The 24,054-nt window shown below is 31.0% G+C and carries 20 protein-coding genes; 7 read left to right on the top strand and 13 right to left on the bottom strand.

The genetic code is table 11. From position 1 onward, the window contains the following. Window positions 1–58 precede the first annotated feature (58 nt). From hisC to Q0998_RS11765, 6 genes are all read right to left on the bottom strand, one after another. Window positions 59–1,114, bottom strand: a complete 1,056-nt coding sequence (gene hisC / locus Q0998_RS11790) for a histidinol-phosphate transaminase (RefSeq protein WP_299670168.1) — start codon at window positions 1,112–1,114, stop codon at window positions 59–61. Window positions 1,115–1,148: 34 nt separating this feature from the next. Beyond that, window positions 1,149–2,435: a histidinol dehydrogenase gene (gene hisD, locus Q0998_RS11785; protein WP_299670167.1), complete on the bottom strand. Its 1,287-nt coding sequence runs from the start codon at window positions 2,433–2,435 to the stop codon at window positions 1,149–1,151. Between the two features lie 240 nt (window positions 2,436–2,675). After that, the gene (gene hisG, locus Q0998_RS11780) at window positions 2,676–3,533 is read right to left on the bottom strand and encodes an ATP phosphoribosyltransferase (RefSeq protein WP_299670166.1); all 858 of its coding nucleotides are present in this window, start codon (window positions 3,531–3,533) and stop codon (window positions 2,676–2,678) included. A gap of 283 nt (window positions 3,534–3,816) precedes the next feature. After that, window positions 3,817–5,064, bottom strand: coding sequence for an aminotransferase class I/II-fold pyridoxal phosphate-dependent enzyme (locus Q0998_RS11775; protein ID WP_299670179.1), 1,248 nt, complete (start codon window positions 5,062–5,064; stop codon window positions 3,817–3,819). Between the two features lie 86 nt (window positions 5,065–5,150). After that, window positions 5,151–6,149, bottom strand: coding sequence for a PLP-dependent cysteine synthase family protein (locus Q0998_RS11770; RefSeq protein WP_299670165.1), 999 nt, complete (start codon window positions 6,147–6,149; stop codon window positions 5,151–5,153). 168 nt (window positions 6,150–6,317) lie between these two features. Next, window positions 6,318–8,432, bottom strand: a complete 2,115-nt coding sequence (locus tag Q0998_RS11765) for a S9 family peptidase (RefSeq protein ID WP_299670164.1) — start codon at window positions 8,430–8,432, stop codon at window positions 6,318–6,320. Between the two features lie 139 nt (window positions 8,433–8,571). Between Q0998_RS11765 and Q0998_RS11760 the strand changes: the two genes are divergently transcribed. Both Q0998_RS11760 and Q0998_RS11755 read left to right on the top strand, forming a co-directional pair. Further along, entirely contained in the window at window positions 8,572–8,895 is a 324-nt protein-coding gene (locus tag Q0998_RS11760; protein WP_299670163.1) for a YbaB/EbfC family nucleoid-associated protein, read from the top strand. Window positions 8,896–9,005: 110 nt separating this feature from the next. Further along, the gene (locus Q0998_RS11755) at window positions 9,006–11,603 is read left to right on the top strand and encodes an AsmA-like C-terminal region-containing protein (RefSeq protein WP_299670162.1); all 2,598 of its coding nucleotides are present in this window, start codon (window positions 9,006–9,008) and stop codon (window positions 11,601–11,603) included. Between the two features lie 60 nt (window positions 11,604–11,663). Here Q0998_RS11755 and Q0998_RS11750 read toward each other — a convergent pair whose 3' ends face one another. Together Q0998_RS11750 and rocD are read right to left on the bottom strand one after the other, a co-directional pair. Further along, window positions 11,664–12,104 (bottom strand): DUF5362 family protein, encoded by a 441-nt coding sequence (locus Q0998_RS11750; protein ID WP_299670161.1) that lies wholly within the window; start codon window positions 12,102–12,104, stop codon window positions 11,664–11,666. A 140-nt stretch (window positions 12,105–12,244) separates the two neighbouring features. Then, on the bottom strand, window positions 12,245–13,525 hold the full coding sequence (gene rocD / locus Q0998_RS11745) for an ornithine--oxo-acid transaminase (protein WP_299670160.1): 1,281 nt from the start codon (window positions 13,523–13,525) through the stop codon (window positions 12,245–12,247). Between the two features lie 292 nt (window positions 13,526–13,817). Between rocD and rlmD the strand changes: the two genes are divergently transcribed. Beyond that, window positions 13,818–15,269: a 23S rRNA (uracil(1939)-C(5))-methyltransferase RlmD gene (gene rlmD, locus Q0998_RS11740; RefSeq protein WP_299670159.1), complete on the top strand. Its 1,452-nt coding sequence runs from the start codon at window positions 13,818–13,820 to the stop codon at window positions 15,267–15,269. Here the strand turns inward: rlmD and Q0998_RS11735 are convergent, their stop codons facing one another. Beyond that, complete coding sequence (locus Q0998_RS11735; protein ID WP_299670158.1) at window positions 15,270–15,695, bottom strand: PIN domain-containing protein; 426 nt, start codon at window positions 15,693–15,695, stop codon at window positions 15,270–15,272. Further along, entirely contained in the window at window positions 15,685–15,939 is a 255-nt protein-coding gene (locus Q0998_RS11730; protein ID WP_299670157.1) for a DUF6364 family protein, read from the bottom strand. The genes Q0998_RS11735 and Q0998_RS11730 overlap by 11 nt, the downstream gene beginning before the upstream one ends. 90 nt (window positions 15,940–16,029) lie before the next feature. Between Q0998_RS11730 and Q0998_RS11725 the strand changes: the two genes are divergently transcribed. The 3 genes from Q0998_RS11725 to Q0998_RS11715 all read left to right on the top strand — a co-directional run bounded on the left by Q0998_RS11725 (window position 16,030) and on the right by Q0998_RS11715 (window position 16,852). Next, entirely contained in the window at window positions 16,030–16,212 is a 183-nt protein-coding gene (locus Q0998_RS11725; RefSeq protein ID WP_299670156.1) for a hypothetical protein, read from the top strand. 96 nt (window positions 16,213–16,308) lie between these two features. Then, the gene (locus tag Q0998_RS11720; RefSeq protein WP_299670155.1) at window positions 16,309–16,560 is read left to right on the top strand and encodes a type II toxin-antitoxin system ParD family antitoxin; all 252 of its coding nucleotides are present in this window, start codon (window positions 16,309–16,311) and stop codon (window positions 16,558–16,560) included. Then, a complete protein-coding gene (locus Q0998_RS11715) occupies window positions 16,553–16,852 on the top strand; it encodes a type II toxin-antitoxin system RelE/ParE family toxin (protein WP_299670154.1) in 300 nt (99 codons plus the stop codon). Before Q0998_RS11720 ends, Q0998_RS11715 begins: the two co-directional genes overlap by 8 nt. Before the next feature lie 112 nt (window positions 16,853–16,964). Here the strand turns inward: Q0998_RS11715 and Q0998_RS11710 are convergent, their stop codons facing one another. Both Q0998_RS11710 and Q0998_RS11705 read right to left on the bottom strand, forming a co-directional pair. Further along, entirely contained in the window at window positions 16,965–17,426 is a 462-nt protein-coding gene (locus tag Q0998_RS11710; protein WP_299670153.1) for a DUF6702 family protein, read from the bottom strand. Continuing rightward, window positions 17,423–20,005 carry a sulfatase-like hydrolase/transferase gene (locus Q0998_RS11705; RefSeq protein WP_299670152.1) on the bottom strand — a complete coding sequence of 861 codons (2,583 nt, stop codon included), beginning with the start codon at window positions 20,003–20,005 and terminating at the stop codon, window positions 17,423–17,425. Before Q0998_RS11705 ends, Q0998_RS11710 begins: the two co-directional genes overlap by 4 nt. 264 nt (window positions 20,006–20,269) lie before the next feature. Between Q0998_RS11705 and Q0998_RS11700 the strand changes: the two genes are divergently transcribed. Beyond that, window positions 20,270–20,416, top strand: a complete 147-nt coding sequence (locus Q0998_RS11700) for a hypothetical protein (protein ID WP_299670151.1) — start codon at window positions 20,270–20,272, stop codon at window positions 20,414–20,416. A 41-nt stretch (window positions 20,417–20,457) separates the two neighbouring features. On the opposite strand, the gene Q0998_RS11695 is transcribed toward Q0998_RS11700, so the two are convergent. Beyond that, a complete protein-coding gene (locus tag Q0998_RS11695; protein WP_299670150.1) occupies window positions 20,458–23,961 on the bottom strand; it encodes a VWA domain-containing protein in 3,504 nt (1,167 codons plus the stop codon). Between the last annotated feature and the right edge of the window lie 93 nt (window positions 23,962–24,054).

The raw sequence follows: 24,054 nt of genomic DNA, 5'->3' as shown, positions 1-24,054 counted from the left end.
TGTCAATTTTTTAAATTGATTTTTTGCCTTTTCCTATCTTTAAAAGCTTCAAAACAAACTATTGAATTGCTTTTAAAGCACGTATCAACCTTAAATTTTCTTCTAAAATACCAACGCTAATTCTTAAACAATTTTCACATAGTGGTTGTGTACTTCTATTTCTCACTACAACACCATATTCTAACAATTGATTGTAGCGCTTATTCGCATCATCAACTTTAATTAATAAGAAATTACCATCAGAAGGATATACTTTTTCAATATAACTCACACAACACTCTAATTCTTCTTTTAAGCGTTTTCTTTCACTAATTAATTGTGATATTTCATTTTCTACTTCCGCTCTATTTTGTAAACGTAAAACTGCTCTTTGCTGTGTTAGTTCATTTACATTATAGGGCGGTTTTATACTATTTAAAATACGTATAATTTCTTGCGATGCGTAACAAACACCTAATCTAATTCCTGCCAAACCATAGGCTTTTGAAAGCGTTTGAGTAATTATTAAATTTGGGTATTTTTTAATTTTACGCAACCAACTTTCTTTGCTAGAAAAATCGATGTAAGCTTCATCTAAAACAATTAAACCCTTAAATTTATTCAATAATTTTTCAACAACATCTTCTGAAAAACTATTACCTGTCGGATTGTTTGGTGAACACAAAAATATGATTTTTGTATAAGCATCAACGGTATCTAAAATTTTTTTTACTTTAGGTTGAAAGTTTTCACTTAATAAAATTTTTCTGTTCTCTACGGCATTTATATTTGCCAGCACACTGTACATTCCATACGTTGGTGGTAGTGTAATAACGTTGTCTTTATTGGGTTCACAGAATGCTCTAAAGATTAAATCTAAAACTTCATCACTTCCGTTTCCTAAAAGAATATTTTCTTCGTCAATTTTTTTACAATTAGACAACATTCTTTTTACACTCATTTGTTGCGGATCTGGATACCTATTTACGCCATTTTCAAAAGGGTTTTCATTCGCGTCTAAAAATATCATTTTAATAAGTGAAACATCTTTATATTCATCTCTTGCTGAAGAGTAAGGCGTAATATTTTTAATATTATCTCTTACTAAATTGTGTATATTAAATGTAGATTCCATATTTAAAAGACTTAAATTTTCTATTTATGTTACATTAATTGCTTACATCTTTTAGACGAATAGAAACTGCATTTTTATGCGCTTGCAAACCTTCTGTGGCTGCCATAATTTCTATCGATTTTCCAATATTTTGAATTCCCTCTTTAGAGATTTCCTGAAAAGTAATACTTTTGGTAAAACTATCTAAATTCACACCAGAATACGACTTCGAAAAACCATTTGTAGGTAATGTATGATTGGTTCCTGACGCATAATCTCCAGCACTTTCTGGAGTATAATTCCCAATAAAAACAGAACCTGCGTTTGCGATGTTATCAACATAATAATTATTGTTATTGGTACAAATAATAAAATGTTCTGGTCCGTATTCATTAATTAAATCTAAAGCAATTGCATCAGTTTCTACAAAAATAGATTTTGAATTATCGATGGCTTTTTGAGCAATTTCTTTTCTTGGCAGGTCTAAAAGCTGATTTTGTATTTCAATTGAAACTTCAGTAATTAATTTTTTTGAAGTAGAAACCAAAATAACTTGGCTATCCACACCATGCTCTGCCTGACTTAATAAATCTGAGGCTACATAGCTTGCTTTTGCAGTGTCATCTGCAACTACCAATAATTCACTGGGCCCTGCAGGCATATCAATAGCCACACCAAATTTTGTCGCAATTTGTTTTGCAACGGTTACAAATTGGTTTCCAGGGCCAAAAATTTTATACACCTGTGGAATTGTTGCTGTCCCAAAAGTGAGTCCTGCCACGGCTTGAATTCCGCCAACTTTAGCCATTTTTGTAACACCACATAAATGTGCGGTATATAAGATTGCTGGATGAATTTTTCCTTCCTTATTTGGTGGAGAACACAATACAATTTCTTTACAACCTGCAATTTGTGCAGGAATTGCCAGCATTAAAACGGTTGAAAAAAGGGGTGCTGTTCCTCCAGGGATATACAAACCAACTTTTTGAATCGGTCTTTTTTCTTGCCAACAAGAAACGCCAGAAACCGTTTCTACATAAACTTTAGCTGTTTTTTGAGCTTCATGAAATTTGGTAATATTGTCTTTTGCTAAATGAATAGCAGCTTTCAACTCTTGCGAAACTTCAGCAATTGCTGCTGTAATTTCATTTTCTGAAACTAAAATACTCTCTAAAGAAACACCATCAAACTTTTGGGTGTAATTAGCAATCGCTATATCCCCATTTTTTTGAACCTCAGTAAAAACTTCGTTTACAATATTTTCAATATCGTCTACTGTTTTTGTGGGTCTCTCTAAAATTTTGTTCCAATCTTTTTTTAATGGATTGTTTATGATTTTCATTTTTTATCTTTTTCCTACAAGGCTTTTAAAACCTTGTAGGTATTTTCTCCTTTTTAAACTCGCAAAAATTCTTAAAATCTTGTAGAATATTTGCGAAATTTATTTAGCTTTAGGGATGAGCTCTTTTTTCTTTTTTTAAAAAACAGATTGCAAAAAACCTTTTAAAACGCTCAGAAAACTATTCAATTTTTAATTTTTAGATGCTGAAACAAGTTCAGCATTTTATAGCTTTCAAAAAAACTATAAAACCATTTTTTCAATTGGGCAAACTAAAATACCTTCTGCGCCATTTGCTTTTAAATCTTCAATAATTTCCCAAAATTGATTTTTACTGATAACGGTATGAACAGAGCTCCACCCTTTTTCTGCCAATGGCAAAACAGTAGGACTTCTCATTCCTGGTAATAATGTAAGAATTTTATCTAATTGCTCATTTGGTGCATTTAATAAGACATATTTAGAATCTCTTCCTCTTAAAACTGATTGTATTCTAAACTGAATTTTTTCTAAAATAGTACTTCGTTCTTGTGAAATTTTTGGAGAAACTGCTAAAACAGCTTCTGATTGAAAGAGTACTTCAATCTCTTTTAATCCGTTTTTAAACAGTGTACTTCCACTAGAAACGATGTCACAGATTCCGTCTGCCAAACCAATATTTGGTGCAATTTCTACAGAACCACTAATGGTGTGCAACTGTGCATCTACTTTATATTCTTTTAAGTACTTTTTTACAGTTTCTGGATACGAAGTTGCAATTCTTTTGCCTTCTAAATCTTTTAGAGAATTTGCTTTAGAGTCTTTTGGAACTGCAATAGAAACTTTGCATTTAGAAAAGCCTAAGCGCTCTACAAATTCTAAATCGCTTCCTTTTTCAATCAAAACATTTTCACCAATAATGGCTGCATCTACCACTCCATCTCTTAAATATTGTGGAATGTCTCCGTTTCTTAAATAAAAAACTTCTACAGGAAAATTTCTTGCAGATGCTTTTAACTGATCTTTTCCATTATCGATAGAAATACCAATGTCTTTTAAGATTCTCATAGAATCTTCATTCAATCTTCCTGATTTTTGTACTGCAATTCTTAAGTTACTCATTTTTGTTTTGTTTGATGCCTGAGCAAATAGGGTTTAAAATTAAAAAACCCGTTTGATTTGCTCAAACGGGTTTATAAATATGTTGATTTTATTCAATACACTTTTAAATCGCTTGACTGCAATTGTAAAAATGATGATGACGTGATTGAATAAACTTCATGTTATTATTTCTTACGCAAATATCTATAATTTATTTTAAAATACCCACATCAATAGACTAAATTTTGAGTTAAATTTTAAAATTTATCAGTTTTTAAATATTTGTTTAAAATTATATAAAAAACTACACCATTTCTGCTGCAATCTTTTTATAGGTGCCATTTTCTAATAATTCTCTAATGGCAGAAAATGCGATTATGGTTTCATCTACATCTTCTTGTGTATGTGTTGCTGTAGGTATCAATCTTAAAATAATTAATCCTTTAGGAATTACAGGATACACCACAATAGAGCAGAAAATTCCGTGATTTTCACGTAAATCATTCACCATTGCCATGGCTTCAGGAATGTCTCCTTTTAAGAAAACGGGTGTAATACATGTTTGTGTGGTTCCTAAATCGAAACCTGCATTTCTTAAACCAGATTGTAACGCATTGGTGTTCTCCCACAGTTTTGCTTTTAATTCTGGCATGGTGCGCAACATGTCTAAACGTTTTAAAGCTCCTTTTACCATGGCCATTGGCAAAGATTTTGCAAAGGTTTGAGAACGCATATTGTACTGTAAAAATTGAATTACGTCTTTATTTCCTGCTAAAAAAGCACCAATTCCTGCCATCGATTTTGCAAACGTTGCAAAATAAACATCGATATCATCTTGTACACCTTGTTCAAAACCAGTTCCTCTACCATCTTTACCCAAAGTTCCGAAACCATGCGCATCGTCTACTAATAATCTAAAATTATACTCTTGTTTAAAAGCTACAATTTCTTTTAAACGACCTTGTTCTCCACGCATTCCAAAAACACCTTCAGAAATCACTAAAATTCCTCCGCCTGTTTTTTCGGCAATTTTAGCGGCACGTTTTATATTTTTCTCAAAACTACCCATATCATTATGACGGTATACAAAGCGTTTTCCAGCATGTAAACGCACACCATCTATAATACAAGCGTGCGTGTCCATATCATAAACAATAATATCATTTTTAGAAACCAATGCGTCTATTGCAGACATGATTCCTTGATACCCAAAATTTAATAAATAGGCCTTTTCTTTATCTACAAACTCTGCACATTCACGTTCTAGTTGTTCGTGAAAAGGAGTATGACCAGACATCATTCTAGCGCCCATTGGGTACGCCATACCGTGCTCTAAAGCAGCTTCTCCATCTACTTTTAATACTTCTGGATGATTTGCAAGACCTAAATAATCATTAATGCTCCAGGTAATTACTTTTTTACCGTTAAAAAACATTCTGTTAGAAATAGGGCCTTCTAACTTAGGAAATACATAATACCCTTCTGCTTTGTCTGCCCATTTTCCCAGAGGGCCTTTATCATTTACAATTCTATCAAATAAATCGGTCGTCATTTTTGTCATCTGTTTTTGAAGAGTGCAAAGTTAACAAAATAAAATAGGGTATACAATCTGAAAAAGAAGAGAAATACATGGCGTTGTTAATCTAAGAAACCTTGTTCTTTCATCCAAGAATCACTGTAGATTTTGTTCATATATCTTGAACCGTGATCTGGAAAAATTAAGACGACAAAACTATCTTTATCAAAGAAATTCATAGCTGCATACTGCTTGGTTGCTTGTACAACAGCACCACTGGTATAGCCACAAAACATTCCTTCTGTTTTTACAATTTCTCTTGCAGCAAATGCAGCATCTTTATCAGATACTTTTTCATAAACATCAATAAGATCGAAATCTGTTGCGGTAGGAATTAAGGTTTTTCCTAAACCTTCAATTTTATAAGGTTTAATTTCATTCGTGTCAAATTCACCCGTTTCATGAAATTTCTTTAAAACAGATCCGAAAGCATCTACGCCCAAGATTTTTATAGTAGGATTTTGTTCTTTTAAGTATTTTCCTGTGCCAGAAATTGTTCCTCCAGTTCCGCTTGCAACCACTAAATGCGTGATTTTACCTTGCGTTTGTTCCCAAATTTCTGGACCTGTAGTTCTGTAATGTGCTTCAATATTTAATTCATTAAAATATTGATTGATATATACAGAATTTTTTGTTTTCTTATGAATGGTCTTTGCGACCTCATAATAAGATCTAGGATCATCAGCGGGCACATTTGCAGGACAAATATGTACTTCTGCACCCATTGTTTTTAATAAGTTTATTTTGTCTTCTGAAGACTTATCGCTAACCGCTAGAATACATTTATAGCCTTTTACAATACTAATCATTGCCAAACTAAAGCCTGTATTACCAGAAGTTGTTTCTACAATAGTTGCTCCTTTTTTTAGAATTCCTTTTTTTTCTGCATCATTAATAATATGCAGTGCAATTCTATCTTTAGAAGAATGACCTGGATTAAAAGCCTCTACTTTTGCGTAATAAGAACCTTTTAAATTGGCAGTAATTGTACTCAATTGAATCATGGGTGTCTCACCAACCAGTTCTAAAATACTTTTATTTATTCCTTTATTTTTTATCATTCTTTAATTCATCATAAAACGTCATTACGAGTCTATCTTCGGAAGATAGGGAAGCGTGACGAAGTAATCTTTTTTTTAGAGATTGCTTCGTTGCGCTCGCAATGACGCTCTAATAATCTTTTTACCGTTTGCAAAAATACATTTTCGAATTGAATTATAAAATTGATTTTAGGGCTTAATTAGATCTGCATCTAATTTATTTTCTAAAGCTAAAAAGAACGTATAATCTTTGGCCGTTTCTTTTAAGGCATCAAAACGTCCTGAGGCACCTCCATGACCAGCTTCCATATTTGTTCTTAATAGTAGTAAATTATCGTCTGTTTTTAAGTCACGTAACTTCGCAACCCATTTTGCAGGTTCCCAATACTGTACTTGAGAATCATGAAAACCAGTAGTAACTAAAATATTGGGATATGCTTTCGCTTCTACTTGATCGTAAGGTGAATATGATTTTATATAATCGTAATATTCTTTATCATTCGGATTTCCCCATTCGTCATATTCTCCAGTAGTTAAAGGAATACTATCGTCTATCATGGTAGAAATAACATCTACAAAAGGTACCGCGGCTATGATTCCGTTGTACAATTCAGGATTCATATTTACAATGGCGCCCATTAACAAACCACCTGCAGAACCCCCCATTGCATACAAGTGTTTAGCAGATGTATAGTTGTTTTCAATTAAATATTTAGAACAGTCTATAAAGTCTGTAAATGTATTTTTCTTGTGTAACATTTTACCATCTTCGTACCATTTTCTTCCCAAATACTCGCTTCCACGAATATGCGCCAACGCATACACAAAACCTCTGTCTAATAAACTTAAACGGGTTGTTGAAAATCCGTCAGGAATTGTATAACCATAAGAACCATAGGCATATTGCAACAAAGGAGTTTCTGAATTTAACTTTGTATCTTTATGATACACCAAAGAAATAGCTACTTTTTTACCATCTCTTGCAGTTGCCCAAACTCGTTTGCTTTTGTAATTTTCTTTTTTAAAATTTCCACCTAAAACTTCTTGTTCTTTTTTGATTTCTTTTGATTGATCTCGCATGTTAAAATCGATGACAGAAGCGGGTGTTGTAAAAGAATTGTAGGTATAACGAATAATTTCAGTATCAAAATCTGGGTTTGCATAGACTCCTACAGAGTATGTTTCTTCATCAAAAGGCAAATAATAGTCGGCTGTATTGTCCCAACGTTTTATTCGAATTCGATTCAAACCATTGTTACGTTCTTCTAACACTAAATATTCCTTAAATATTGAAAAATCTTCTAACAACGTATCTTCTCTATGCGGAATTACGTCTGTCCAATTTTCTTTTGCCGTTTTAGAAACGGGCGTTTTCATCAACTTAAAATTCGTTGCGTTGTCTTTATTGGTCAATAAATAAAAATCATTTCCATAATGCGAAACACTGTACTCTAAATCGCGTTCTCTAGGTTGTAATATTGTAAACGCTCCTGTGGGATTGTCTGCATCTAAAAACTGTGCTTCTGTTGAAATAGTGCTATAAGAACCAATAATAATGTATTTATCAGATTTTGATTTGGTTACATAGGTACCAAAAGTTTCATCTTTTTCATGAAAAACTTCTACATCTTCAGAAGCCGAAGTTCCTAAAACATGTCTATAAATCTTCTCACTTCTTAGTGTATGTGGATCTTTTTTTGTATAAAAAATAGTTTTGTTATCATTTGCCCACACCGAGCCTCCAGTGGTGTTTTCAATAATATCTTTATAAAATTTACCAGTTTCAAGGTTTTTAATTCTTAGAAAATATTGCCTTCTACTTATGGTATCTGTAGCAAAAACAGCTAATTTATTATCATTTGAAATATTTAAACCGCCCAATTGATAATAATCAAAGTCTGCGGCCATTTCATTTACATTGAACATGATTTGTTCTTCTGCTTCTAAGCTTCCCTTCTTTCTACTATAGATAGGATATTGCATCCCTTTTTCAAAACGAGTGATGTAAAAATAACCATTGTCTTTATAAGGTACAGAAGCATCATCTTCTTTAATTCTACCTTTCATTTCCTCGAATAAATTCTCTTGAAAATTCTTCGAAAAATTAGTCACTTTATCATGATATTCATTTTCTAAATCTAAATAATTGATGACTTTTTGAGTTTGATCATCCTTAATTTCAGAAAGTTTTTGTTCATCAGACAAGCGCATCCAAAAGTAATTGTCTATTCTAACATCTCCGTGCTTTTCTAGTTCTGTTGGTATCTTATTAGCAATAGGTGCTTTCGCGTCTGTTTTCTTCATGGTTTCATTTTTACAAGCGAGTGCAAAAATAAGACTAAAAAACAGAGTTAAATTAATTATTTTTCTCATTTTTTGTTGATTTAGTTTTACTGTGAATTTACTAAATTTGTAGCAAACTTAATTTTTAAAAGAAATAGACATGTTTGGAGACTTATCTGGAATGATGAATAAATTGAAAGAAGCGCAACAAAAAGTTGAAGAAACCAAAACAAGATTGCATTCGGTTTTAATAGACGAAGTTTCTGCTGACCATAAAATAAAAGTAACTTTAACCGCAAATAGAGAGATTAAAGCAATTGCTATTGACAAATCTCTACTTTCTGATGCAGAAGAATTAGAAGACTATTTGATTCTTACTTTAAACAAAGCGATTGAAAAAGCTTCTAAAATTAATGAAGACGAAATGGCTGTAGCGGCAAAAAGCGGTATGCCAAACATTCCTGGAATGGATATGTTTAAATAATAGACCATAAAAAAAGCAATTCTTTTGAATAGCTTTTTAACATCATTTAAACTTAAATACCGCTGTGAAAGCGGTATTTTTGCGTTATCATAAATGCTAATACTTAGAGTATGGACAAGAATAAAGAAAAAAAATCTACTGTAAAAGGAATTGTGAAATGGAGTGTTTCTATTCTACTCTTTTTAATTATTGCTTTTATTTCTATTCCTTTTTTATTCAAGGATAAAATTGTAGCAATGGTTTCAAACACCATCAATAATAATATAAATGCCACGGTTACTTTTCAAGAAACCGATCTAAGTCTGTTTAGAAATTTTCCTTTGGCAAGTTTAAAAGTAAACGATATTGCAGTTGTAAATAAAGCGCCTTTTCTGGGAGATACTTTGTACTATGCAAAAGAATTAAATTTAAATTTAAAAATTACAGAGCTTTTTAAAAGCGCGAATGAAAAACTAGAGATTCAAAGCGTTTCGACCGAAAATGGAAAAGTAAATATCATCATTAACAAAGAAAATATTGGAAATTATGATATTGCCATTAAAAAGGAACCGACCGTAAATACTTCTGAAAGTTCTCTATCATTAGATATCAAAGAATACGAATTAGATAATATTGATTTTAATTATTTTGATGCAACCTCTCAAATAAAATTAGCCGTAGATAGCATTTATCATACAGGAAAAGGAAATTTTGCAAAAGACATTTTAGATGTAGATACAGAAACCGAAGCGAACGTTTCTTTAGATATAGAAAATGTAAATTATCTAAAAGGCGTTGCTATAAAGTTAGATGCGATTTTAGGAATTGATATTAAAAATTTAAAATATACATTTAAAGAAAACACAGGTTACATCAACCAGCTTCCTTTAGAATTTGATGGTTCTATTCAACTAGTTGAAGAAAACCAGTTGTATGATATGACTTTTAAAACACCCACATCATCCTTTAAAAATTTGTTAGCAATTTTACCAAAACAATATTCTTGGAATTTAAATTCCATACAAACAGCAGGTAATTTCGATTTAAAAGGAATAGTTAAAGGAACCTATTCTAAAACAACCATTCCTACGTTAGATATTTCTATTGTTTCTAAAAATGCGATGTTTAAATATGCAGATTTGCCTAAAGCTGTTAACAACATCCACTTAGATGCTACTATTTTAAATAAAACAGGTTTTGCCAAAGATACGTATGTAGCAATACACAATACTTCGTTTACCATAGACCAAGATATTTTTAATGCAAGTGGAAATATTGCTAACATTACAAAAAATGCGACGGTAAACCTAACAGCAAAAGGAATTATCAACTTAGAAAATATTAGCAAGGTCTACCCTATTTCTGTAGAAAAACAATTAGAAGGTATTTTAAAAGCAGATATAGTTACGAATTTTGATATGAATTCTGTTGAAAAAGGAAACTATCAAAACATAAAAAATAAGGGAACCTTAGAGGTTTCTAATTTTAAGTACAAAGGCGAAGATGTTGCGAATCCTTTTTATATCGATAAAACTTCGGTAACATTTAATACAAACACCATTAAACTAGAAGAATTCAAAGCAAAAACGGGTGCTTCCGATTTAAGTATTCAAGGAAATTTAGAGAATTTTTATGGCTTTCTTTTTAAAGAGCAACAATTGAAAGGAAATTTTTATCTAAACTCGACAACTTTTAAGGTGGATGATTTTTTAGCAAAAAATGAAACCTCTAAAAAAGAGGAGAATTCAAAGGGTTTAAAAATCCCTGCTTTTTTAGATATTTCTTTAAATACAAAGGCTAAAACCGTTATTTATGACAATATTAATCTCTCAAATGTTGCCGGAATCATTTTAATTAAAGATGAAACAGTTCGTTTAAAAAATATAACCACAGACGTTTTTGGCGGTCATATTGGTTTGAATGGAAACGTTTCTACAAAAGGTGAAACTTCTAAGTTTCAGATGGATTTGAACTTGAAAGAATTAAATATTGGAGATTCTTTCGGAAGTCTAGATATGTTGAAAGCAATTGCACCTATTGCCAAGAGTTTAGAAGGTAAAATAAATTCGACCATTAAAGTTTCTGGAAATTTAGAAGAGGATATGACACCCAATCTAAAATCTATCACAGGAGATTTATTAGGTCAGTTGTTAAATACCAAACTAAAAGTCACCAATTCTAAAGTTTTAAGTTTGGTGGGGTCTAAAGTAGATTTTTTAGATGTAAGTAAGCTAAACTTACATGAAGCTAGTGCCTTATTTACCTTTAACAATGGAGAAGTTAGTGTAAAACCTTTCAATTTGAATTATAAAGATGTAGGGATTCAAATTGGTGGCAAACACGGGTTTGATAATTCTATGAATTACAATATTACATTTGACGTACCCGTAAAATATTTAGGAAATTCTGTGACCAGCGCAATTGCTAAATTAACACCAAAAGATGCTGCAGAAATAAAAAGCATTCCGGTAAATGCAACATTAACAGGAAGTTTTTCGAGTCCTAATTTTTCTTCAAATATTAAAGATGCTACATCTAACTTAATGAAGAATATTGTAGAAAAACAAAAACAAAGTTTAATTGATAAAGGAAAAGATAAGTTAACAGATTTGCTTTCTGGTGGCACAAAAATAGATTCTACGAAGACAAAAGAGGACACAAAAGATAAAATTAAAAATGTTTTGGGCGGACTTTTTGGCAAGAAAAAAGACACAACTAAAAATAAATAAAATTTATAAAGAAAGGGAAAGCAAATTGCTTCCCCTTTCTTTTTTGAGTTTTTATATTCTCTAAGCTGCTGCAACTCCAATAATCGCAAAAATAATTCCTAATAGATAAAGTGATAAAATAATAATTGTAAAAACTCCTATAAACTTATAGTGAGATTTTAACATCTCGAAAGCATCTGCCAACACTTCATCATCTTTAGATAACAACGCATTTTTCATTTTAACAGAAAACTGATACAAATAATAAATTGGAAAAATATAAATAAGTGCAATTACAATATAAAAGACCGTCATAATTCCTCCAATATCGAATGGCATTTCCTGCGCTTGAGGAAGGTTGTCATAAAGAGAGCCTATAAAAAAACTCCCCAACAGCATTAATACCAAACCTATAAAACCGATGATGGATAAAAATTTTGCCCATTTAGCAGTTTCTTTTAAAAAACCTTTTGAAGCATTATTTAATGTTAATTGTTCTAATTCTGTAATAGCATTTTGCATAATAAAATTTTTAATTAATTAGTTCTTTCAAAAGTAATAAAAAAAGTTATAAATAGATTAGGGCGAAATAAAATAGCCACAAATTATAAAAATAGCCACAAATTATATTTGTGGCTATTTTTAATATGTTTTAAAAAAAACTATTTCTTAAAATCAGAAATTGTTTTTTTAATGATAGCAATACAATCCATTAGTTGCGCCTCCGTCATTACTAAAGGTGGTGCAAAACGAATAATGTTTCCATGTGTAGGTTTTGCTAACAAACCATTGTCTCTTAACTTTATACAAATGTCCCAAGCGGTAGAGCTATCTTCTGTATCGTTGATTAAAATTGCATTTAACAAGCCTCTACCTCTTACCGAATTTACCAAATCACTTTCCTTGCAGAATTCAGTCAATTCAGCTCTAAAGATATTTCCTAACTTATCTGCGTTTATGGCTAGTTTCTCATCAGCAACCACTTCTAAAGCTGCCATGGCAACTGCTGCGGCAATTGGGTTTCCACCAAATGTAGAACCGTGATTTCCAGGACCAATTACATTCATAACAGCATCATTTGCTAAAACAGCAGAAACTGGATACGCACCTCCAGAAAGTGCTTTTCCAAGAATTAAAACATCTGGTTTTACTTCTGGAGTTCCAGAGCAATTTTTTTCTGGACAAGAACAATTTCCACAAGTCGCTAATAAACGCCCTGTTCTTGCAATACCTGTTTGCACTTCATCTGCAATAAATAATACATTATGATCTGCACACATTTTCTTAGCAGCGGCTAAATATCCTTCAGAAGGAACAAAAACACCCGCTTCTCCTTGAATTGGCTCTACCAAAAACGCCGCAATATTATTGCCACTTTCTAAAACTTCTTGTAATTGCTGTAAATTATCATATTCAATTTTAATGAATCCTTTGGTATAAGGACCAAAATTTTTACGCGCTACAGGATCATTAGAAAAAGAGATAATGGTAGTTGTTCTTCCATGAAAATTATTCTCACAAACAATTATTTCAGCTTTATTTTCTTCAATTCCTTTTACTTCATAAGCCCATTTTCTAGCGATTTTCAAGGCAGTTTCTACAGCTTCTGCACCCGTATTCATTGGTAACAATTTGTCGAAACCAAAATATTCAGTTGCAAATTTCTCATATTTCCCCAATACATCATTATAAAATGCACGTGAAGTTAAACTCAATGTTTTTGCTTGATTTGTCATTGCATCCACAATTTTAGGATGACAATGCCCTTGATTTACAGCAGAATATGCAGATAAGAAATCGTAATATTGTTTACCCTCTACATCCCAAACATGTACGCCTTCTCCTCTACTCAAAACTACTGGAAGTGGATGATAATTGTGCGCACCATACTTGTTCTCTAATTCAATCGCTTCTTGCGATGTTAACTTGTCTAAAACAGCCATTTTTAACTTTTTAAATGTTTATAAAAAAAACATTCCTGTTCTACCTTTATCCTTCTGAAAGTTTCAGAAATTCAGCGTGGGAAAGAAATCATCCTCGAAGTTTTACAAAAGTAGTAAAATTATCACAATTTTTAACACTGAGCTTGATGAAGTGTGGGCGTTCCCTAAAAAGGTCGGGCTTTTCGCTATATCTTTTTCTTGTGCTGAATTTATTTCAGCATCGAAACCTGTAAGATCTTTTAAGATTTTTATCAATAACTTTTCCTAATTTTGCAAACCAAAATAATTAAAAATGCCACGTAGAGAACGCAACAAATTTGTAAAAAAGAATCAAGTTTTAGAATTAAAAATTGAAGATTACGCTTTCGGAGGAAAAGGAATTGCTAGAATTCATTCTGAAGAAGGAAGTTTTGTCATTTTTGTTCCCAATACGTTGCCAGGACAATTGGTAAAAGCACAAATTAGCAAATCCAGCAAAAACTACGCAGAAGCAAAACTAATTGATGTTTTAGAGCCCTCAGAAAATGAGATTGAAGTTCCTTTTCAAGACATTCCTGGTGCACCCTACATTAAATTACCAATAGAGCTTCAACATCAATATAAAAAAGAAAGTACGCTGTCTTTATTTAAAAGAATAGGAAAAGTAGAACATATAAACGAATTGTTTGACGAACTGGTAACCTCACCCAACGTATTTCACTATAGAAATAAAATGGAATATGGTTTTTCTGCCATTGGTTACGACAGAGTGAATAAAACCGACAAAGATGAATTCACATTGGGTTTTAAAAGACGTGGTGTTTGGTGGATGGGCGATAATTTAGAAAAAGATTCTGGTTTGTTCGACAAACAAATGGAAGACAATCTAAAGAACATCCGCGAGTATTGCGAAAATACGGGCTTACAACCTTGGCACGGACCAAAAAAGGAAGGGTTTTTTAGATATTTTGTGGTGAGAAAATCTTTTAAAACGGATGAATTACTGTGTAATTTAGTCACGACTTCAACAGATTTGTCGAAATTCGACCTTGAAGAATTCGCGAATTTTCTGAAAAATATATTCGGAGAACGTTTGGCGGGTTTATTACATACCATAAATGATGAAACTGGTGATAGAACGATTGCTACTTCTGGTACTATCGATCTTGTGTACGGAAAAGATAAAATTGTAGAAGAATTATTAGGCTTAGATTTTGAAATTAGTATGAAAAGCTTTTTTCAAACCAACCCAAAATGTGCAGAAAAATTATACGATAAAGTCGTAGCGTATGTTTTAGAAGATAAATCTAAAGTAGACAATACGGTTGTGATGGATTTGTTCTGTGGAACAGGAACCATCGGACAAATTGTAGCTTCTAAAAGTAAAAACACAAAAATTGTTGGTGTAGATATTGTAGCTTCTGCTATTGAAGATGCAGAAAAAAATGCCAAAAGAAATCATATTGATGGGTTAAAATTTTATGCTGCAGATGTAGGTAAATTTCTAGTGGCGCATCCTGAATATCAAAATAAAATTAAAACAATTATTTTAGATCCTGCAAGAGCTGGTATTGCACCCAAAACTTTACAAAAAATTATCAATTTGAATGCAGATAGAATGGTCTATGTTTCTTGTAATCCTGCAACACAGGCAAGAGATACAGAGCTATTATCAGAAGCAGGTTATAAAATTAAAAAAATTAGTTTGGTAGATCAATTTCCGCACACAAGCCATATTGAAACTGTGGTTTTATTTGAGAAGTAGTTAAAATTTATTTCTCATTTTTAAAAAATTAATTGGTGTCATCACTGAAATTTTTGAGTTTTTGTAATCTTTAATATTTCGAGTGATGATAGCATCTAAACCTTTAACATTTAATGCTGAAGAATACTGAATAGAATCTTCAAAATCTTTAAAATTATTTCTCAAAGCTTGTAAAATTTCTTGCTTTGTAGTTCCTATAATTTCAGTCATTTCTGATAAAGCTTCAATAATTTCAAGCGTTTTTTTATGACCTAAATATTTTCTAACTATATAGTAAATGTTGTTCATACTTACTACTGACAAATATAAAACTACATTACCATTTTCATTAAGCTCAAAAATTTCGCTTGCAGCATTTGCAAATGGTGTTCTGTCGGTGAAAAAGTCGATAACTACATCAGCATCTATAAATAATTTATACGCCATATTTTTTAGATAATTCTTCAGTTAATGTCTTCTTGTAATCAATATCAGTAGCTGTTTTTATAATTCCTCTTAACTTACCTACTTTATAAGAAAGTTTTTTTTCTTCCACTTTATTTTCATTAACAGTAATCAACTTGAAATAATTTTCAACCATTTCAGAGAGGCTTTGTCCTTTTTCTTTCGCATACTTTTTGGCGATTTCGATCACTTCTTTCTCTATGGTTAATGTTAACTTTGTATTCATTTGTATTCTTTTTACAAATATACGTGTTTAATTTTAATTAACTGCACGTGTTTATATTGTTGTTATGGAAATTAAATGTCTTACAAAACGTTGCAGAAAATCATCGATTTAAAAATAGGCATAATACAATATATTTCTTACAATTCTGAAATACAAGCAAGAGATACAGAACTATTATCAGAAGTGGGTTATCAAATTAAAAAAATTAGTTTGGTAGATCAATTTCCACACACAAGTCATATTGAAACTGTGGTTTTATTTGAGAAAAGTTAACATCCTATTTAACTTATACGTAATTGAAGATAATTTTCAAAATTGCAAAAATTTGGATGTTTTACCAATTTTTGGTAAATTTGAGAAAAGATTAAAATGAGCAAAAATACATCTATATCACTTGGTAGTTACTTTGACGAATTTGTACAAAACCAGATTTCCGTTGGAAGGTATAAAAATGTAAGTGAAATAATTAGAGCTGGTCTTCGACTTTTAGAAGATGAAGAAAGTAAAGTAACTGCACTTAAAAGTGCTATTCAAAAAGGTCTAAACAGCCCTAGAGTAGAAAACTTTGACTTTGATGAGCATTTGAGAGAACTTAAATCAGAAAAAATACCCAATGGCTAAACTCATATTGAGGCAAGAAGCCATTGATGACCTTACTAATATCTGGAAATATACTGTTCAAAATTGGTCTAAAAATCAAGCTGATAAATATTTTGGTAAGATAAAATCTGCTTGTATAGATATTTTTGAAAGTGCTGTAATTGGAAAAAAATATGATAAAATTGAAATTAATTTGTTAGGTCATAAAGTTGAAAAACATATTATTTTTTATCGAACGATTTCAGAAAGTGAAATAGAAGTCATAAGAATATTACACGAAAGAATGGACTTAAAGAACAAATTAAGAGATTAAGAAATACGTTTAATAAAGAAAACTTAGAAAATCATCAACTTAAATGCAGGTAGAATGGTACATGTTTCTTGTAATTCTACAATACAAGCAAAAATTTATATCACATTTTTTTTTAATTATAATCTACCTTTATTTCTCTTCTTTCTTTGTGCAATCTATAATCTTTAAAAGTGTTGTTAATGTCTAACTTCACAATATTAGAATGAGCTTCAACATTCAATAGAAATTCATTTTTTACTTTTACAGATTTAATATTTTCTGTGTTTTTAGATAAGAAACAGATTACTTTTGTATGGTGCTCACTAGATTTTATCTGTAAAACTTGAGGCCTTATTTTTTTGCCGTCAAACTCCCAACTAGTTGTTTTATGCAAATATTTACTAAAGTCTTCTTTAGTAACTCGTAAGCTTTCAGATTCACCAAACTTGATAAAGTTTTCTTCATCAAAATCAATTTCAAGCATTAGTACATGTCCTCTTTTTATTACATTAAAAGTAGCAGAAATAGCATCGTGTACTTTATTTGTATTGTAAATGTTAAGTAACATAAAGCAGGTGAATATTAATATTCTCATTTTACAATAATTTTAGTTGTTCCTACTATTTTTCCCTCCTTTATAATGCTTAATAGATACATTCCAGAATTGGTAATATTGGTTATTTCCAAAACTCCTAAACCCGATTTTTCAAAAACTAGTTTTCCTGTTGTAGAAAATAATCTAACCTGATATTTTTCTATATTGGTAGAAATTACAGAAAAGTTACCGTCATTAGGGTTTGAGTTGATATAATATCCTAAATCATTCAAACTTACATTTTCTGTACTTAAGGTTGCTCCACAACTTTCGTCAAAACTAGTTGCCGGATTGTCTGTAGCAAAAGGATGTATGTTTGCATTGGTATCATCACAATCGTACGCTTTTACAAAACCGTCTCCATCTGCGTCCACATCATTTAAACCTTCGAGATTGCTAATAAAACTATCATTAAAATTACCCTTCATACATCTTGAAATTTGAGGAAAATCTTGTGTTACCACGTAATAATATTCAAAAGTTTCTTCACCTTGAGCTGTAGTTAATGTAACCGAAGCTTCTATTCCATTGCATTCATCTAAATCTCCTTTGCCTGCTATGTATCCAAAATCATTTGTGTATTTTCCTGAATAAGGTCCACAAGGAGCACTCATTCCATCTCCTGGTCGTAAACCGCTTTTCAACTGAAAACTTGGCGACATTTCTTTGATATTACCTTCTTTATCAGGTCCAAAACGATATAAAATAGGAAAACCATCTGATGCCCAACCTACTTGAAGAACTACTGCTGGTGGTGAATTCAGTGTCGAAATCCCCTGTTCTAGCTCTTCAACATATTCAAACATATTTCCATGGTAATGATACCCTGAATTAGGATTCACATGGGCAGAAGCACAATCTAAACCAACAAATTCTCTTCCGTCGCCAATATTTGTGGTAGGTTCAAATACCCAATCCCAGTTGTATTCTCCAGTATTTACATCTTCAAAAATAAAAGGTGTTGCTGGTGCTGGCATCATATATACTCCGTTTAAAGCAATCCCAAAAAAGTTAGCAGGTCTTCCGTTTGTTCTTGAAATGTTAGTAACTTGTCCTGATAATTCAGGTTTTAAATCAAATTTGTAGACTCTATAATAAGGCTCTGGCGTTCTGTCTGCAACAAAACAAAAATTATGACTCGGATAATTATTAGAATATACTACTCGATCATTTTGTTCTACAAATTCATAATAAATACTAGGATTGGATGGCGTTCCGCAACAATCAATCGTATCATAACTCAAAACATCAACAGTGCCACAGGTATTATTACAATCATCAATGGTAGTTTCATCTCCGTTTTTAATTCCATCGTTACAAGACCAATCAGTTCTAATGGTTTGTGCTTCTTGTTGTAACATGGTTTTTATAGTTTCTTGTGCTGTAGTTAAGCTTCCTATTAAATTTGTTTCTTCTTTGATGTCTGTAACAATATTATAAAACTCTTCGTTGCCGTTTTCGTCTTCAATCAACTTATATGTTTCATTTCTTGTTGCCCAATATGCTATACCACCGCCTTCATAATCTGTGTAATTAATTTTTTTTGAAATTTGATTTTCAAATGACAAAGCAGGCTTTAAACTTAAGCTGTTTTCTGTTCCTCCTAATAAAGTTACTCCTGCCAACTCTAGAATTGTAGCATGTAAATCGGTGGCTTGCACCAAGCTTGCTTCTACTTCGTTTACTCTTTCTACAGATTTACCTGTAATAATCAATGGTACACGAATTCCACCTTCATAAATTGAAGATTTTGCATGACCGTTTGGCCAATAATTATTTGCTAAACCTGGTGTACCGTTATCTCCAATAAAAATAATGACTGTATTTTCGAGTGTATCAGCATCCATACTTTCTATAAGTCTATTGATTTCATAATCCATATTCTCAATCATAGATAAGTAGGTAGTTCTGTTATCTGTAGGAATCGTAGTATAAGTGCCATCTGGAGGTGTTTGAAAAGGAGCATGCGGTGCCACATGCGCCAACCATAAAAACCAAGGTTTTGTTTGCGTATCTATCCAAGAGATGGCACTATTTGTAAGGTGTGTAGTTACATATTCGGTTATTTGTTCTTCATTTCCCTCTGAATTTATTTTGGTCCAATCATAATAATCATCTACTTGACTGGTAAAAACACCTTCATAATAAGGTACACCAGAATCTTTTGGGTGACTATAATTGCTCGGATCATTGCCTCCAATATGCCATTTTCCAATAAGCCCCATGCTATAATTTGTTGTACTTTGCTCTTTAATCTTTGTAAATAATGAAGTATGGCTAGGATCTAAAATTAAAGGCGGTCTCATTACGCCTGTTTTAATTCCGTATTTACCACTCATTATTGCGGCACGTGTTGGCGAACATTGCGGAGTTGCCCAACAGTTGGTAAAAGAAAGTCCTTTTTCTCGAAATGAATCTAATGTTGGCGTAACTGGCAAATCGCTCGTAATTCCAAATCCAGGCGTAACATCAATACCCATATCATCTGCAATGATTAGCAATATATTTGGTGACTGTTGTTGACTAAAATAGGTAGATATACAAAAGAATAGCAATAGAAAGGTTTTTAATATTCTCATAGTATTTTAGGTTTGGTCGTTAAAATTATGTAGTTTAAAATTTTAGACTTATAATTACAGCAAAGGTTTAATTGTTTGGGTATTTTTTTAAAATACTCAAATGATTAAAAAACCAAAAAAATTAAACCTATAGATTAAATGAACACATTCTTAATTGTGCATCCAGAATAGAAAATAAGATTAAGATAATTATTTTAGAGCGCTGCTAGCGCAGGAATTGCGCCAAAAAATTTGTAGAAAATTATCGATTTAAATGTAGATAGAATGGTGTATGTTTCCTGTAATCTTCCAATACAGGCAAGAGATATAGAAATTTTAAATGAAGCGGGTTACCAATTGAAGAAAGTTAGTTTGGTAGATCAATTTCTACATACAAGCCATTTAGAAATTGGTGTTTTGTTTGAGAAATAAAAAACCGAGATTTTAAATCTCGGTTTTAGAATTGTTTATTTTTAATTTGAACAAGTACCATCAATGATATCTTGTTTATCAGGATTAAATTTATTACTGTAAATAGTTAAAGCAAGGTGGTCTTTTCTAGCAGTTATTTCTTTTTTTAACGCACAAACATTAGAGAGTTTTTCATTATTTACTATATTTAATTTATAATTATTAACATCTCCAAAAGTAAAGTTTTCTAAACCCTCTAAATTTTCTAATAACTTATTGTTATATATGTCAATAGTTAGACTTGAGGTGAATTTGTTCAAAGCATTTATATTCTTTAAATTAGTAAAAGAATTTAAATTTATTAGAGAGGTGTTTATTATTTTTAAAGCAGAGTTTAAAGAACCTGTATTCCCACCATCTTGATTATCAAAGTCTCTTTCAATTGTTGTAAGGGAAGAGAAATCTAAAGAAGCTATTTTTTCTCCTTCAATTGATAAGTTATTTACTTTTATTAAATTTGGTAAACTTAATGAAGTTATATTATTCTCACTAATACTCAACAAACCTAAATTAGTTAAATTTTCAATATTATTTATATCTCCAACTAAAGAGTTGTCTCGCAGATATAAATTAGTTAAATTATTTGTAACGATAAAGTTAGGAATACTGTTTAATTTTGGGTTTTGTCGAATACTTATTATACCATTCTCTAGAATCTTTATTTTTTTATTAAAAATCATTTCTTCAAGTAATGGGTTTACTATGATGGCAAAACTTGCAACTTCATTTAAACTATCAAATTCAATCCTAGTAAGAGAGTTCATATTTCTAATTAGAAATGTTCCACCTAAACTCTGAAGATTACTAAATTCATCAATACTTGTTATTAAATCACATTTTGTAATTGTTAACCCACTTCCGACCTTTTCAAGATTGGAAAGGGCATTAAAATTTTCGATATCGTATAAGCTACCATTAATATCTAATTGACCTGTAATTTCTTTAATAGTCTTATATTTTTCTAAATCTGATTGTTTTGTTATTGAAACATTTCCATTATAAACTGCTTGAATAGTTTTAAAGCTTTGTTGTCCTCCATAAGAAATACCAAATTCATTTTTAGCATAAGCTCTAACATAATAATTTGTATTTTCTTCTAAATTATTAATCTCAGAATTAAATTTCCCAACACCATTACCATCTTCTGTAAAGCTATCATTAATAGTTGGGTTTTGGTTTTTACTAAAACAAACACCTCTTTCCGTTACTGCTGAACCACCATCATGTAAGACATTATTAGAAACCAGTCTAGCTGAGGTATAAGTGATATCAATAATATTACTATAACCTGTAGTATTTACATATGGCAAACCATTTTCAGTAGTAAATATTTTATCAGAAAAACGAATATTAAAAGAGCTCCCCAAGCTATTTACGCCAAAAGAACTAATACTATATTTTATATTACTTATCAAATTATTTATTGTTCTAGTATGTTTACCTAATGTAGTAAAATTACCAAAATTTTTTCTTGTTCTATAATCAAAATCGCTATTATAAATCAGATTTACAGAGGTTTCAGTATCATCTCCAAAAGAAGTAATTTCAAATTCAACTTTTGCAGAAGTTGCAGTTACTTCACTAATATTTAATATTTTAATTTTTGGCAAACCATTTGTAACATTTATTATAATTTCTTTCTCGTAATTATTTTCCTTATCTTTTAAGGTTAATTTTGTATTTGATTCATAAATTGATTTTAATAAAATTTTTATAGAATTAAAATTGTTCTTTTCTACAATATCTACAATGGTGTCTTGCTCAATATGCCAGTTGTAAACTGGAGGCTTTTCTGCCCAGAAAGTTTGAGCTTTAATAGTAATAGTGTCCAAACCAGCATTTTTACCATAAAATTGATAATCAAATCTATCTTGTTCTAAATTTCCTGTTCCTGTGTAATGTATATTTAATTCATCTATCCCATATTTTTTCCCAACTTCAACATTTGCATACACCCCAGATAAAACAGAAACAAAACCTTCTGCAGAAAAATTACCTGTAATTTCTTTGTCACTTTCTGTATTTGTATTTCCTAGTGCTTTTACAGTTAACGAGTGAGAACCATTTCTTTTAGGAGATAAATAATTTAAGAAATAAAAACTATTTGAAAAACGGAGAATATCTAGTCTAATTTGGGTAAATCTTTCTTCTAAATCATCTACACTAGAAGCATTAATATAATTACCAGGAAAAGCAATTTGGTTTAAATTATCTTCATTTAAATCATTACCCAAACCAACCACAAAAACTTTTTTATTGCCTCTTGCAGTTATCACTTGCTCTAATGTGTTGGATGCCTGCGTATCGTCACCATCTGTCAATACAACTAAATAGCCTTCTTCAACACTATCCAACGTATATTTATTTTCAATTTTACTTAAACCAGTGATAATAGAACCATACAAATTAGTAGAAGGAAAACCTACTCCAATAGAATTAATTGCAGCTTCTAATGTGGTTTTGTCAGAGGTAAAATCAGATATTAGTTTAGTATTATCAGAAAAAGCATAAATAGCAATCTCTTGATTGTCTGCCAATGCATTTACCAATTGTATTGCAGATTCTTTAATTTTATCTAAATTATCTTCCACACTTAAACTATTATCTAACATAATAACAGTTCTTTGTGTACTAGGAACTTGATTTAGTTTTTTTACATATCTAAAAGATTCACTTGGCGAAATTTTATTTCCATTCTCTAAAACTTCAAAATCTGTATTTTCTAATTGATCTACGCCTTTATTATTCTCATCTGTTACAGAGAACAAAATATTTACAAAACTTGGAAATTCAGATTCTACTAGATAGCTATCAAATTTGTAAAAATTTTCAGCAAAATTAAAAGTGTAGGTTTTAGATGCTTTGGGAGAATCGTAAATAGTACTTTTAAAAGTCCCCGATGTAGCTGTTAATCTTAAAACGTCGCCATCTGTAAAGAAATTAGCAGTACTTTTTTTACTCGTAGTTACTGGTAGTTGCTTCTCTGTTGTTATATGAGTTAATGAAGCGCTAGAAAGTTGCTTGTTTGTAGAAATTACTTTAGAGTAATAGCTCTTACCAGCATCTACTAATTTTATAAAATAAATACCTACACTTCCTGGTCTAAATGCTACTTTGTTATAGCCACTGCTAAACTTTCTTTCTAGCCTTGTAATTTCTTTACCTTGAATAGTATAAGCTACTATGGTAGATTTTGAGTTACCTTCACTATAAAAATCAATAAAAGCTTTTGAATCAATTGGGTTTGGGTATATTTTTTGAATTCCTTTAAACGTATCAAAAACTTGAACATCTCCCGCAGATAAAACGGTACTCAAATTTAAATTCATGCTAGATTCACTAACAGTAATACTTTTGCCTGTTGTTAGGTTATCTATCACAATTTCATCAATTGTCATTTGATTTGTAGATGCTTGGTCTTTTCCTTCAAAAGAAATTAAAATTTCTTGAGATAAAACATTCAAACTCAAAAACATTAACAATAAAAAAAGTACTTTTAGTTTCATAATATATTCATTAAAGTTATAGTGTATAAAATTAGATTGAAGTTTAATTTTATACAATACCTACAACTAGGTATATTTAAGTCAGAAAATAAA

Source organism: uncultured Polaribacter sp., from assembly GCF_947501385.1.
Taxonomy (GTDB): domain Bacteria; phylum Bacteroidota; class Bacteroidia; order Flavobacteriales; family Flavobacteriaceae; genus Polaribacter.
Note: the sequence above shows the minus strand (reverse complement) of the source record. Positions and strands in the feature narration are given on the sequence as shown.